This is a genomic window from Argonema galeatum A003/A1 (assembly GCF_023333595.1).
In the GTDB taxonomy this organism is placed as follows: Bacteria; Cyanobacteriota; Cyanobacteriia; order Cyanobacteriales; family Aerosakkonemataceae; genus Argonema; species Argonema galeatum.
This window is the reverse complement of sequence record NZ_JAIQZM010000013.1, coordinates 122,976-136,946: the sequence shown is the minus strand read 5'-3', so window position 1 is coordinate 136,946 and position 13,971 is coordinate 122,976. Positions and strand designations below refer to the sequence as shown.

Below are 13,971 nucleotides of genomic sequence, written 5' to 3'. Positions count from 1 at the left end.
AGCTTTAGGAGTATCAAAATGTTACACAAAAATTGCCGTTTTTGAACTGCTAACTCCCTGGAATAGGATTTTTAAAGTTGCGAGGTCCCTTATAGCCTGTTAAATCGGCAAGTTTATCCAACGATTGCACGCCCTCATAGAACTGGCCGTTAATTTCCCAAGTTGGATAGCCTTTGATATTAGCCGCTTGGCAGAGGTTTGGACGAGGATTTTTGCCCTTGGGGTCACACTCAACGTAATTGAATTCCGCAGCAGCTTCTTTGCCAAACAATTCTTTTTGCTCGTGGCAGTGCGGACACCAGTAAGCACCGTACTCTTTTGCACCCGCCTGTGTGAGATGACGCGCTAAAGCTATTTCTGCTGGGCCAGAGGAGTTTTGAATCGTAAAGCCAACTTCCACACCAGTGGAATCACCACCAGCGGTGGGTGCTTTAGCGCTAGCATAAAGGCCCAGGGTGCCAATCAGCGCCACCATCCCCACGACAATGCCGGTAAAAAAGAGCTGTCCTAGATCTTCCCAAGCGTGACCTATTATGGTAATTACGAATAAAGCAATTGAGAATACTGCCGAGGCGAGACAGTACAGACAAAACGCCTTGATCTCAAAGGCCATTAGATAAAAGAGATAGCCGCTGAAGAAGAGCATTGCGGTTGCACCCGCAAATAGCCCCAGCCAAGTCCATTTTTCCACCTGAGAACGCAGACCTTTCTGTTCTTGTGGATCTAAAGGCAGAGGAGCTAATGCAAGAGCGGCCATACCAGCGTAGCCTAGCAAACCAAACAACGAGAGGGGCAGGCCAAAAATTTTGGCATAATTGCTCTGTAGGACAGCGTTGCAGTTGATGGCACCAGCTGTGGGGCAGAGGGCTTCTTTTATCACGCCCCACTCAACTAGGGTTAAGTAAGCTGTGTCTAGGATACCTAAAACGGCGATCGCTGCGATCAGATAACGAGACCAGCGATGAATCCAGGGTGTAGAACGTCGGCGAGTCATAAAATTTTAAAACGTTGCTATCTGGTGCAATCTGGCTATTACTTTGCCAAGGATTTCTATCCCATTTTGACCCATGCAGCCTAAACCGATCTGGTTCGATCGAGCAGATCGAGTTCACAAATGTAGTTTAACCTCCTTCGAGGGCTGAGGCTGAGATTTAGCGGACACGCTGCGTTGCATTGCTTCGACAAATTGGCTGACGCGAATCGGATCGACTGGTTGGTCGCGGCGTCCGTGGCGCTTGAGGGAACTGGAGACGATCGCACCGTCAGCTGCCTGTATCAGTGTAGAAATATTTTCCCAGTTGGCACCGCTGCCGATAAATACCGGCGTCCCGTTTGCTGCCGCCCTAGCTAGTTCCAAATCTTCTAAACTAGGGGGGCTGCCAGTTGCCCAGCCTGACAAGATTACGGCGTCTGCTAAACCCCGCTCAATGGTATCTTGCACGGCTACGGTAAGATTGGGGGAACCCAGAGGCCGTGCGTGTTTCACCAAAACGTCTGCCAAGATTTTGACATCGCTGCCTAACTCGCGCCGATAGCGGAGCAGTTGATGCGCCTGTCCTTCAATCAATCCTTGGTCTGTGGCCATGACGCCGGTTAGGACGTTGACGCGGATAAACTGGGCTTTAACGCAGGATGCGATCGCCATTGCACTGCGAGCGTCGTTACGTAAAACGTTGATCCCCACTGGCAGCGCGATCAAATTCATCAGCCTAGAGACAATCACCGTCATGGAACTTACCACTGCTGGGTCTACTTGGCTGTTTGTAAACGGCGCATCGAAAAAATTTTCTACCATGATGCCATCGACGCCCCCCGAAGCTAAGGCCGTTGCCTCCTGCTCGGCGCGATCGATCGCTGCTTTCAGGCTACCCCCCCAGCGGGGCGATGTGGGTAGCGGCAATAAATGAACGACTCCAATAATGGGATGCTGCGTTTTGAAAATCTGTTTCAAGTCCACCTGTTTACCATTCCGACTCGGCGGCAAAGTCAGTCAACCGTCACTAGCACATTTTGGTACTTTTGTCAAGCAATTATCCCAATGTATCTACCAAATAAAAATGGTAGAGATTCGATGCAGTAGGGCGACTCAAGAAATCTCATGTTTTAAGGGATTCCTTTGACTTATCTTAACAGGGTTGATGTCCTGACAACGCCGATCTGACCATCGGGGTGGTCAATGGGGCAAACCAGACAAAAAAAATATTTGTTTAGAATTATGTTGAGATTGTAAATTTTGCGTTATCATTCAAATTACTGACATCGGTGCGATTGCTCTAAGGCGTAGGCCAACCTACCCTGTATGATGGGCTACGCGATCTCCTCAACCCTTGCTAAGCTTGCTTATTGCAGTAGCGTGTTGGAGGAAGCAATCTATCGCGCCGTTGCCGATCGCCTACCAGCGAAGCAATACGGTTACAAAAATATCAGCCGTAACGCCAGCGTAGCGCGACCACGAACGACCTGACAGACCTTTCTCAATTTGCTAATGCCTCAATCTGTAATAGGCCAAAAGCCAACAATTGCCATCTCCCACCTGGGTTGTGAAAAAAACCGTATAGACACAGAACATATGTTGGGCCTGCTGGTGGAAGCAGGTTACCAGGTTGATACCAACGAAGAATTAGCTGATTACGTCATCGTTAACACTTGCAGCTTTATCCAGGCAGCACGAGAGGAATCCGTGCGTACCCTGGTAGATTTGGCGGAAGCTAATAAAAAAATTGTTATCACCGGCTGTATGGCGCAGCACTTCCAGGCGCAACTACTGGATGAGCTGCCGGAAGCGGTTGCTGTAGTGGGAACAGGGGATTACCACAAAATAGTAGATGTAATTACGCAAGTGGAAGCAGGTTTCCGAGTTAAACAGGTTTCCGCTCAACCAACTTACATCGCAGATGAGACGACGCCGCGCTACCGTACCACACCAGAAGCTGTAGCTTACCTGCGGGTAGCGGAAGGGTGCGATTACCGATGTGCTTTTTGCATTATTCCCCATTTGCGGGGAGACCAGCGATCGCGCACGATCGAATCCATTGTCAGAGAAGCCGAAAATCTAGCCGCAGAAGGTGTAAAAGAAATCATTTTGATTTCCCAAATCACCACAAACTATGGTATAGATATCTACGGTGAGCCTAGCTTAGCGGAACTGCTGCGGGCTTTAGGAAAGGTGGACATTCCGTGGATTCGGATGCACTACGCCTATCCTACAGGTCTGAGTACCGCCGTGATTCAGGCAATCCAGGAAACGCCTAACATTCTGCCATACCTGGATCTGCCCTTACAGCATTCCCATCCGGAAATACTCCGTGCCATGAACCGCCCTTGGCAGGGTCAGGTAAATGACAAAATAATTGATAAAATAAAAGAGGCGTTGCCAGAGGCAATTCTGCGTACCACGTTTATTGTCGGGTATCCAGGAGAAACAGACGCGCACTTCGATAGCTTGGTGCAGTTCGTCGTCCGCCACGAGTTTGACCATGTAGGAGTATTTACGTTTTCTCCAGAAGAGGAAACTCCTGCTTACAAGTTGCCAAATCAATTACCCCAATCGGTAATGGATAAGCGCCGGGAGGCGCTGATGCAAATCCAGCAGCCTATATCCCTAAAGAAGAATAAAGCGGAAGTAGGGAAGGTAGTTGATGTCCTAATTGAGCAGGAACACCCAGAGACTGGGGATTTAATAGGGCGTTCAGCGAGGTTTTCACCAGAAGTGGATGGATTGGTCTACGTCAAAGGAAATGCCCAACTGGGAACTATCGTGCCAGTGGTTATCCAAGACGCGGACACCTACGACCTATACGGTCATACGATTAGCTAACTGGTAAGAGGAAATGGGTGATTTTAGATGTCAGATGGGAGATTGAAAAATTCAATTCTAAATCTGAAATATGAAATCAGAAATTTACTTAGCAATTACCAATTAGCAATTAACAAATATCAACTAACAACAAACAACCGATCACTAAATGACTCTAACTTTCAAATCATTAGGTCTTTCAGACGCGCGTGTCCAACATCTCGAAGAATTAGGACTGACGACTCCCACGGCGATTCAAGCACAAGCAATTCCTCAGTTGCTGGCCGGACGGGATATGGTAGGTCAATCTCAGACGGGAACAGGCAAAACAGCGGCATTTTCCCTGCCGATTTTGGAGCGGCTCGATCTTAATCTGAATGCAGTTCAAGCGCTGATTTTGACGCCGACTCGCGAGTTAGCAATGCAAGTTTCCGAAGCGATCCGCGAGTTCAAAGTCGATCGCAAATTGTGGATTCTGCCAGTGTACGGCGGTCAATCAATCGATCGCCAAATCCGCCGCCTGCAACAAGGCGTCCACGTAATTGTGGGAACGCCGGGACGAGTGCTGGATCTGCTAGAACGAAAAGATCTCAAACTTAACCACGTTAGCTGGCTAGTGTTGGATGAAGCCGATGAAATGCTGAGCATGGGCTTTATCGACGATGTAGAAAAAATCCTCAAACAAGTACCACCTGAACGCCAGACGGCATTTTTCTCCGCAACAATGCCGCCAGCGATTCGCGAATTGGTAGCCAAATTCTTGCGATCGCCCGTCACAGTCACCGTAGAACAGCCCAAAGCCGCACCCAAGCAGATCAATCAAGTCGCTTACATGGTGCCCCGTGGCTGGAGTAAAGCACGCGCCTTACAGCCGATTTTGGAACTGGAAGACCCCGAAACAGGTTTAATCTTCGTCCGCACCCGGCGGGCCGCAGCCGAACTCACCAACCAACTGCAATCAGCCGGACACAGTGTAGATGAATATCACGGCGACCTCAACCAACAAGCGCGGGAACGGTTGTTACAGCGCTTCCGCAACAAGCAAGTGCGTTTGGTAGTTGCAACCGATATCGCCGCGCGGGGATTGGATGTGGATGACCTCACCCACGTGATCAACTACGACTTGCCGGATAGCGTGGAAAGCTACGTCCACCGGATCGGACGCACCGGACGTGCCGGAAAAGAAGGAACGGCAATTTCGCTGATCGAGCCGATGGATCGGCGCAAACTGAAGCTAATTGAGCGGCACGTGCGTCAAACTTTGTTCATTCGCTCGATTCCAACGCGATCGCAAATTGAAGGGCGTCAGCTAGAGAAGCTGCAATCTAAAGTGCGCGAAGCATTGTCTGGCGAACGGATGGCTTCCTTCCTACCCCTGGTAGCCGAATTGGGCGAAGAATACGACGCTCATGCGATCGCAGCTGCTGCCCTGCAAATGGCTTACGATCAGACTCGTCCCGCTTGGATGCGGTCTGAAAAATACAGTGCCGAGGAAGAAATTCCTTCAGACACTCCCAAACCCCGGCTCAACAAGCGTTCTAAAATCTCAGACGACTACGGTGATGAAGACTTCTCGACAAGTTCCAAGCCCCGGCTGAGCAAGCGTACTCGCATCGCCGAATCACCCAAAGTCGAACTTGGTAACTAATAGGTAAAAAGGAAAAAGTAAAAAGGCAGAAGTGAAGATTATCTTGACTTTTGCCTTTTTCGCTTTGTCATCTTTCGCTAGAACAGGTACGCCGCCCCAGCATTAGTAGCGCCGGTGTCGTCCCCATATGCTCCGATAAGGACGTTGTTGCCCACCGCTGCCACTGAGCTGCCGAAGTTATCGGCGATGCTTAGAGTCGGGTTGAGGAAAGTCCGCAACAGCGCCCCAGTAGTACCGTCAAATAGGTACGCCGCCCCAGCATCAATAAGAGCGCCTGTGTCGTCACCAGATGCCCCGATGAGGACATTGTTGCCCCCTGCCGCTACTGAGTAGCCGAAGTTATCGCCGTTGCTCGGAGTCGGGTTGAGGAAGGTCTGCAACAGCGCTCCGGTAGCGCCGTCGAACAGGTACGCCGCCCCAGCATCAATAATAGTGGCCATGTTGTCTTCGGATGCCCCGATGAGGATGTTGTTGCCCACTGCTGCTACTGAGTAGCCGAAGCTAGCGAAGGTCTGCGGAGTCGGGCGGAGAAAAGTCCGCAACAGGGCCCCGGTAGTGCCATCGAACAGGTAAGCCGCCCCAGCAGCATAAGGAGTAATGCTTGAGTCGTCAAAACGTGCCCCGATGAGGACGTTGTTGCCCACCGCCGCTACTGAGTTGCCGAAATAATCGAAGCTCTTCGGAGTCGGGTTGAGGAAGGTCTGCAACAGGGCCCCGGTAGTACCGTCAAACAGGTACGCCGCCCCAGCAGAAGGAGCGCCTGTGTCCTCACCCGGAGCCCCGATGAGGACATTGTTACCCACCGCCGCTACTGAGTTGCCGAAATAATCGTAAAAGTCCGGAGTCGGGTTGAGGAAGGTCTGCAACAGCGCCCCGGTAGTACCATCGAAGAGGTACGCCGCTCCTGATGCCCCGATGAGGACGTTGTTACCGACCGCCGCTACTGAGTTGCCGAAGTTATTGCTGTAGTTCGGAGTCAAGGTCTGCAACAGCGCCCCAGTAGTACCGTCAAACAGGTACGCCGCCCCAGCATCACGAGCGCCCGTGTCATCACCCGGAGCCCCGATGAGAACGTTGTTGCCCACCGCCGCTACCGAGGAGCCGAAGAGATCTTCGTTGTTCGGAGTTGGGTTGAGGAAAGTCAACTTCGGAACAGACACAGCATCATTATCTACAATCTCTACAAAGGCAGTATTTTGTGTCCCGATAGTTGCGCCACCAGTAGCATTTCCCAAACTTAAATTAATCTTCTCTGCATACTCAGCCAGAGTATCATCAACGATGGGAATCGTTACCGTCTTATTCGTCTCTCCCGCCGCAAAATTCACCACAACTGGCGTATTGTTATAGTCAGCAGGTGCAGTTGCCGTACCATTACTTGGAATCACCGCAACACTCACCGCACCATCAGACCCATCGCTGCGCGTCACCGTCACCGCCGTCACTGGCGTGCCATCCTCATTCACCTGGAAACTCGTACCACCAAACGCCAACGTACCCGGAGCAACAAAATCACTAGCATCAATCGTGCTGCGATTAACCCCCTTCAAAACTGCCAAAAACTGTCCGTTAGCAGCATCCTGAATAATCGTATCGGCGGCATTATTCCCAGTAGCTGAAAAGACATTTAGAATTGACAAAGTTAACCCTTCGATTAACCCAATCTTATCTGCACCATGCACATAGTCGGTAATAATATCCGCCTCAGCTACAGTCGCACCGCCAATTCCTTTACGGAGAAAGAAAGTATCTAAACCATCTCCTCCAGTTAAAGTATCTATCCCTATGTCGCCATAAATAAAATCATCACCAAGGTCACCCGAAACCAGGTCATTGCCTTGACCGCCTCGAACTATATCGTTGCCTTTCCCCCCTGAAATGTTATCGTTACCCTGATTGCCATTAACTACATCTGCATCTTGACCGCCATTGAGGCTATCATTGCCATCCAGTCCAAAAAGTGTATCTAACCCGGCATCACCAAACAGGAAGTCGTCGCCATTACCGCCAAAATTAGCTTCTATCCCTTGGTCACCATACAGCAAGTCATCGCCATCGCCACCAAAACCCGTATCGTTACCAAGGTCGCCGTAAATAATGTCGTTGCCAATGTCACCAAAAATCAGGTCGTTATCTTGACCTCCATGTGCTAAATCATTGCCAATTCCACCGTAAATGGTATCGTTTTGAGAGTTGCCGTTGAGTTGGTCATCCCCCTCAATGCCTTGTAGGATGTCATTGGCTGCATATCCTGAAATAAAGTCGGCTTCTGGAGTGCCGATGAGCGTATCGTTAGTGTCAGTGCCAAAGAATAAAGCCATTTTTTGATTTTCTCCTCAGCTATTTCTTCATGAGGTTAGTTCAGTCAGCTTTGGCCGGGATTCATGGATTTACAAACAAATATCCAACAACTTCCTTCTTGTGGGATGGGCGTCTCGCCCGTCCTACCTAAGTGACTGCGCGTGTCGCCTTGTCCCTTACCTCGTAGCCCCACAATAAGCCATAAGCTTATTTTTTGTAATTCCTAATGTGCAGATACATTCCCGTGAACGCACTTTACGGATTGAATTGATTTTTTTTGCACAAAAGATGAGGATTGTTTCAAAAAATGACTAATTTTGGATTTATTCAATACAACCAAGGAATCAGTTTTTTCACTCGTTTGCTGTAATCTGAATAATCAGGGTACTTTTCGGTTAACCAAGTTTCTTCGCGGTTAGCTTTGGCATCGAAAAAAGCAAAGATAATAACTATTGCGATTAAATGAGATAAACTGAGTTGAAAAATTGCCCAGCTAAATGCAGCTAAAATCACGCCACTGTACACGGGATGTCGCACCACGCTGTAGACACCAGACTGAACTATCTGCCCTTCTTCTATTGGATAAGGCAATGGTGTTAGCTGCTGTCCCAAATCTAGCAATCCTTTGAGAAATAGAGTTAATGCTGCTATTGCTAATAACGCAGCAATAACCCAACTGAAATATAACCACTCAGAAGAAGGAAGATTTAACCAAGTTGGTCGGTAAACGGGCAAAATAATCAAACCTACTATCAAAGCGCCTTGAAGTAAAACCCAGTATTCGCCGCGACTGTTATTGCGCCACCCTTCGCGGGTGAAGCCCCATTTTGTGAAGATGTTCATAATGTGCGATCGCTTATCCTGTAAATAATGTAGAACCCCACCCCCAGCCCCTCCCCGTCCACGGGGAGGGGAGCAAAAACAGCCCTGTTTTCTCTTCCCTCTGTGCGATTCAGGTGCAACCCCACCCCCAGCCCCTCCCCGTCCACGGGGAGGGGGGCAAAAACTCCCCCTCCCTTTCCCTATTATTCTCTTCTTTCTTTCCCCCCCCTCTCCGCAGGCGGAGAGGGGGGTTGGGGGGTGAGGTTCCCACTCATGCTAACCAGGGGCGACTCGCATTTTCGATCTGAGCAACTTCATCATCGCTGAGTCGCCAACCCAACGCACCAGCATTCTGCCGAGCTTGTTCCGCTGTTTTAGCACCCGGAATTGGTATAATATTCCCTTGTGCGATTAACCAATTAAGCGCAACTTGAGCCGGGGTGCGATCGTGCTTTTCTCCCAACTGACGCAGTAGAGATATTACAGGCGCGATTTTTTCTAAACCGCTACGACTGAAGCGGGAATCGAATCGGCGAGCATCTTTCGGTTCTTGATAATTTTCAAGTGTGTATTTGCCAGTAACCAAGCCTTGCGCCAGGGGGCTATATGCGAGGATGGTGACACCCAGCTGTTTAGCAGTACTAACGATTCCTTTACTTTCAACCTGTCGCGTTAGCAGGGAATAACGCACCTGATTCGTAGCTAAAGGCACACCCCTAGACGCCAAGATTTGGTGGGCTTCCCGCATCTGTTCGGATGAGTAGTTGCTGACACCCACTGCGGCTATTCTGCCTCGTTTTACTTCATCCGCCAAGGCGTTCATCAGCGTGTCTTGACTCATCAAGAAGGCAAAAGGCCAGTGTACCTGGTAGAGATCGACTTGCTGGACTCGCAGGCGTTTCAAACTTGCCGTCAGAGCCTCAGAAACCGACTCTGCTGTAAATCTCCAGGGCAAGGGGCCGTATTTAGTGGCAATTTGGACTTTTTGCTCTGTTTGCTGCATGAACTTTCCCAGCAGCTCCTCTGACAGTCCCATGCCGTAAATTTCTGCCGTGTCAAAAAAGTTAACGCCAGCATCCAGAGACGCCTTAAAAGCTTCCCACAGCTGGGATTCCCCGTAGTTACTGCCGTAATTCCAAAACAGTTTGTCACCCCAAGCCCAAGTGCCGATACACAGAGGTGTGACGGTAAGGCCATTTTTCCCCAGAGCGATCGCTTGCACTTCTGTTGCCATTTTTCTTTACACTTCTTTACATAATTCAAGTGTAGCGTTACCGAAAAAGGCTCAACCTGGGTCACTCACAGGGTATCTTTAGAGAATAGGACTTACGCTTTTCTCCCCTCCAGCCCCCCAAATCTGGGGGGAGAAGAGTCCTGTTCCCCCCAAATCTGGGGGAGAAGAGTCCTGTTCCCCCCAGATTTGGGGGGTAAGGGGGGCAAAACCTTGGTTAGTGCGTAAGTCCTGGAGAAGAAACCCGTTTGAGGAAATATGTCTAGTGGAGACTTATCAGATTTGCAGATAGAAGAAAATTCCAAGCAGTTGCCCAGACTTAATCTGCTCGCCATGTTAAGACTGGGGTTATTGCAAATCGGGCTGGGTATGATGTCAGTTCTCGTTTTTGGCGTCCTCAACCGCGTGCTGATCAGAGAGTTGGGAGTGCCAGCAACGCTTGCTACAATCATCCTTGCCCTAACTTTATTTGTAGCACCAGCGCGAGTTTGGTTTGGGCAGATGTCTGACACCAAGCCCTTGTGGGGATATCATCGCACGGGATATATCTGGATTGGCGCGGCAAGTCTGGCAATAATTGCATTTATAGCTGTGCAAGTAATGTGGCAGGTGGGCGGTAGTTTGAAAGCAGAAGGCTGGACGAGCCAAACCTACGGCTGGACTGCCTTGCTAGCGTTTTTGTTTGCACTTTACGGTGTGGCAGTCAGCGCCTGTTCTACGCCTTTTGCGACATTGCTGGTGGATGTTTCCGACGAGGATAATCGCTCTCAACTGGTGGGAATAGACTGGTCGATGCTAATGACGGGAATTATTATCGGAGCAATTACCATTGGCGTCTTGCTGAAAAAATTAACTTTAAATGCGCCCATTGAGGATCTACAAGCAGCAATTAATCGCTTATTTTCGATCGTGCCTGCGATCGTCTTTGGGCTAGCAATGCTTGCAACTTGGGGGATGGAGAAAAAATATTCCCGCTATACTTTGCGATCGACATTAGTTAACCGGGAAGAAAAGATTACCCTAGATAGAGCTTGGCGCATCTTAACTGCTAGTCGGCAAACTCAAGTATTTTTTACCTTTTTGGTAATGATGACGCTGGGCTTATTTATCCAAGATGCCGTCCTGGAAACTTATGGCGGTGATGTCTTCAAAATGCAAGTAGGCGAAACGGCTAGTCTGAACGCCTTCTGGGGTACTGGGACATTATTTGGTCTGCTCGCCGCTGGGTTCCTTCTGGCTCCGCGTATCGGTAAGCGCAATACTACTAAAGTAGGCTGCGTGTCAGTGGTTGTCTCTTTGATCTGGGTAGTTCTGTCGGGATTTACCCATAATTCAACATTCCTTCTGATCGCTCTTTTACTATTCGGTTTGTGTTCTGGAGTGGCAACGACCGGAGCGCTGAGTCTGATGTTAGATTTAACAGCAGCGGAAACGGCAGGCACGTTTATTGGCGCTTGGGGATTGGCACAGGCTATGGCGCGAGGAGTGGCGACAATCGCCGGAGGCGCACTTTTAGATGTGGGCAAGAAATTGTTTCCCGATTTGGTGTTAGCCTACGGACTGGTTTTTGTAGTGCAAGGATTGGCAATGCTTTTGGCAGTTTGGTATTTGGGAAGAGTGAATGTGACGGAATTCCGCACCAATGCACGGGAAGCGATCGCATCTGTCCTCCAAAACGAGCTAGATTGATCCAAATCTGAATTAGCTAAATAGTCTACCCTAAAAAATACACAAACTTTCACCCGCCTAACTAACTATCATAGATTATGACCAATTTTTGGGAAACAGTTTTAAATTTTGCTCAAACAACTACTGCCAGACTTAGCACCAAACTGGTGCAAGATTTCGGGCAGTTGCAGCCGTCTCTAAAAACTGATGGCAGTTTGATAACGACAGATGATAAGTGGGCGGATGACGAAATTCGCAATGCAATTTATGACACTTTCCCCAGCCACGATGTTTTAAGCGAAGAAGGAGATCACATTTTTGGCGGTGCCGAATGGTGCTGGGTGATTGACCCTATTGACGGTACGACTAACTTTACGCGCGGAATTCCGATTTGGGGAATTTCGATGGGATTGTTATATCAAGGAGAACCTGTATTTGGATACGTACATTTTCCTACGATCGGTCAATCTTTTCACGGTTACTGGTATGGCTCATCTTCAGCTAATGGTTCTAATGGTGCTTTTTTGAACAATCGCCCCATCCACACCAGTAGCGATTCTCCTAGCAACAGTCACTTTTTCAACGTTTGTGCGCGAAGTATTGCTGTTTTCCAAAAGCCGCTTCCCTGCAAAGTTCGGATGCTGGGCGTCACTACCTACAATTTTTTGTCTGTTGCTGCTGGTGCTGCCTTGGCGGGTGTCGAGTCTACGCCAAAAGTGTGGGATCTGGCGGCTGTTTGGGCAATTGTTCAGGCAGCTGGCGGTGTTTTGGTTCCTTTGCAAGAAGAGTCGGTGTTTCCTTTAAAAGAAGGGGAGGATTATAGCGATCGCTCTTTCCCAACTTTGGTAGTCAGTCGAGCTGAATTGCTGACCGTGTTTCAACCGTTAGTGCAATTCCTGGGCGAAAAGCGATAAAGGGAAGGAGAATGGCTCTTCCGTATTTACTATGCTATTTCAGTAGAGGAGCAGAGGAGCAGAGGAGCAGAGGAATAAAAATGTGATTTTTTGAACAAAAGCATCACAACTCCGAAAGAGTTATCTGAAATTCCCTACTCAAACCTGGTTCTCCAAATAAAGTCGGCAGCTGACCTGTCTGTTTTGAATTGGGCGTTTGCGGGGGGATTTAATAGCACTGTACGCTGAACTAAGTTAGCAGTCCCCAGTCGTCTCGCAACCCGCGTCGGAATTCCATGTCCGTAGATAATGTGACCCTGACCAACTATCGCCACTACTTGAAAATCTGGGTTAGCTTGCAAAAACTTGGCAATAACTTCCGCCATCGTTTCATCCCATAAAACCTGGGCTTGAAAAAATCGCTCAAAGCTATTATTGCCACCGAGCCCTTGGTGCATTTGTTGGTAGATATCTAGCATCAACTGACGATAGGCTGGGTTATCCGTGCGAATTTCTGAGAAGGGTGGGATATCTTGCTGCTCTGACTGGGACAAGCTTTCTAAGCCGTTACGGGCGACCTTGCGCGTTATTTCAGTAGGTGTATTCATGGCTAACACTGGCAGTCGATTGGCCTTGGCAAACCGCAGAATGGGGGCATAGTATTCCCAGGGGTAGCCCCATCGGTCTTTATAGTCAGTTCTATCCCGGAGTTGCAGTTCGGTTAGGTCGTTGGCTATGTAGCGATCGAGTTGGAACTGAAAGGGCCGCTGGAACATTTCCATTGCGATCGCAATATTAGGATTTTGCCGATGAAGTTCCTCAATAATCTGTAGTTGAATCAAGTGGTCTTCAGGGTTGTTGTGTGTTTCCCCCAGGTACACAACATTTGCCTGTGTTAGTTGCTGCAACACGGTTTGGGGATTGTAAGTGGGCAGCTGGCGAGGACTGGATAACCTTTGTGCAGATGCCATCTGGGTGCAGAACAGGATGATGCCGAGCGACAAGGCGCATAGACGGGCAATTTGGCGTTTTCTCATAAAAATATTTTGCCGTGTGTTGGCGTAGTCGATCGGTCAAGTATTGTAGCCATCTTGTGATCGGCATCACGAAGCTACCTGGATTCGCGCACGTTTTTAGGCGTTTATCATCAACCTACCACAGTAGTTTTGTCATCTTTGCCACGAGGGTTAAGTCACTGAGTTAATTGCAAGCAGGGTTCATAGTAATCGAGAACACGCAGTAAAACGAGACAATGTTAACTCAAATGACATCACAAAAAGAACTACTCCAACTCAAATCCAAATTTTTCGCCTCAATTGCTCACGATTTCCGCACTCCATTGACCGCCATTTTACTATCTACAGAATTACTAGAAAATTACGGCAATATATGCAGTGAGGAGCAAAAACGACAATATCTTCGTTGTATTAGAGAAGCAGCAGAACAAATCAACGAGTTATTCAATGAAGCTTTAACCAATTATGATGCAGACGACGACATGGAGTGACTTCATCTGGTGTGCTTTTGCAAGCCGCCTGGACGCTATTTCGGGGCGGTTTTGAATTTCCAGACCCAGCAGCAAAAATCCCAACTTGACCTGTAGTGGCAGCAA

General features: G+C 48.9%; 13 protein-coding genes. 7 read left to right on the top strand and 6 right to left on the bottom strand.

Going from position 1 to position 13,971, the window contains the following annotated elements; all coding sequences use genetic code 11:
- Nucleotides 1-49 precede the first annotated feature (49 nt).
- The gene (locus tag LAY41_RS15930) at nt 50-994 is read right to left on the bottom strand and encodes a vitamin K epoxide reductase family protein (RefSeq protein ID WP_249099670.1); all 945 of its coding nucleotides are present in this window, start codon (nt 992-994) and stop codon (nt 50-52) included.
- Between the two features lie 114 nt (nt 995-1,108).
- Nucleotides 1,109-1,957, bottom strand: a complete 849-nt coding sequence (gene btpA / locus LAY41_RS15925; protein ID WP_249099667.1) for a photosystem I biogenesis protein BtpA — start codon at nt 1,955-1,957, stop codon at nt 1,109-1,111.
- On the opposite strand from btpA, the gene LAY41_RS15920 reads away from it, so the two are divergent.
- The 4 genes from LAY41_RS15920 to LAY41_RS15905 all read left to right on the top strand — a co-directional run bounded on the left by LAY41_RS15920 (nt 1,904) and on the right by LAY41_RS15905 (nt 5,444).
- Nucleotides 1,904-2,080, top strand: a complete 177-nt coding sequence (locus tag LAY41_RS15920; RefSeq protein ID WP_249099750.1) for a hypothetical protein — start codon at nt 1,904-1,906, stop codon at nt 2,078-2,080. The two genes, btpA and LAY41_RS15920, sit on opposite strands and share 54 nt — an antisense overlap.
- 219 nt (nt 2,081-2,299) lie before the next feature.
- Nucleotides 2,300-2,464: a hypothetical protein gene (locus LAY41_RS15915; protein ID WP_249099665.1), complete on the top strand. Its 165-nt coding sequence runs from the start codon at nt 2,300-2,302 to the stop codon at nt 2,462-2,464.
- A gap of 36 nt (nt 2,465-2,500) precedes the next feature.
- Entirely contained in the window at nt 2,501-3,817 is a 1,317-nt protein-coding gene (gene rimO, locus LAY41_RS15910) for a 30S ribosomal protein S12 methylthiotransferase RimO (protein WP_249099747.1), read from the top strand.
- A 148-nt stretch (nt 3,818-3,965) separates the two neighbouring features.
- The gene (locus tag LAY41_RS15905) at nt 3,966-5,444 is read left to right on the top strand and encodes a DEAD/DEAH box helicase (protein ID WP_249099660.1); all 1,479 of its coding nucleotides are present in this window, start codon (nt 3,966-3,968) and stop codon (nt 5,442-5,444) included.
- A gap of 77 nt (nt 5,445-5,521) precedes the next feature.
- On the opposite strand, the gene LAY41_RS15900 is transcribed toward LAY41_RS15905, so the two are convergent.
- From LAY41_RS15900 to LAY41_RS15890, 3 genes are all read right to left on the bottom strand, one after another.
- Nucleotides 5,522-7,765: a Calx-beta domain-containing protein gene (locus LAY41_RS15900; RefSeq protein ID WP_249099657.1), complete on the bottom strand. Its 2,244-nt coding sequence runs from the start codon at nt 7,763-7,765 to the stop codon at nt 5,522-5,524.
- 307 nt (nt 7,766-8,072) lie between these two features.
- On the bottom strand, nt 8,073-8,588 hold the full coding sequence (locus LAY41_RS15895; protein WP_249099654.1) for a methyltransferase family protein: 516 nt from the start codon (nt 8,586-8,588) through the stop codon (nt 8,073-8,075).
- 250 nt (nt 8,589-8,838) lie between these two features.
- Nucleotides 8,839-9,801, bottom strand: coding sequence for an aldo/keto reductase (locus LAY41_RS15890; RefSeq protein WP_249099652.1), 963 nt, complete (start codon nt 9,799-9,801; stop codon nt 8,839-8,841).
- A gap of 255 nt (nt 9,802-10,056) precedes the next feature.
- Here LAY41_RS15890 and LAY41_RS15885 point away from each other — a divergent pair, with 255 nt between their 5' ends.
- On the top strand, nt 10,057-11,487 hold the full coding sequence (locus LAY41_RS15885; protein WP_249099649.1) for a BCD family MFS transporter: 1,431 nt from the start codon (nt 10,057-10,059) through the stop codon (nt 11,485-11,487).
- Nucleotides 11,488-11,564: 77 nt separating this feature from the next.
- Nucleotides 11,565-12,380 carry an inositol monophosphatase family protein gene (locus LAY41_RS15880; protein ID WP_249099646.1) on the top strand — a complete coding sequence of 272 codons (816 nt, stop codon included), beginning with the start codon at nt 11,565-11,567 and terminating at the stop codon, nt 12,378-12,380.
- A 134-nt stretch (nt 12,381-12,514) separates the two neighbouring features.
- Here the strand turns inward: LAY41_RS15880 and LAY41_RS15875 are convergent, their stop codons facing one another.
- Nucleotides 12,515-13,396 (bottom strand): ChaN family lipoprotein, encoded by an 882-nt coding sequence (locus tag LAY41_RS15875; RefSeq protein WP_249099643.1) that lies wholly within the window; start codon nt 13,394-13,396, stop codon nt 12,515-12,517.
- Nucleotides 13,397-13,623: 227 nt separating this feature from the next.
- Between LAY41_RS15875 and LAY41_RS15870 the strand changes: the two genes are divergently transcribed.
- Nucleotides 13,624-13,866 carry a sensor histidine kinase gene (locus LAY41_RS15870; RefSeq protein WP_249099640.1) on the top strand — a complete coding sequence of 81 codons (243 nt, stop codon included), beginning with the start codon at nt 13,624-13,626 and terminating at the stop codon, nt 13,864-13,866.
- Nucleotides 13,867-13,971: the final 105 nt, after the last annotated feature.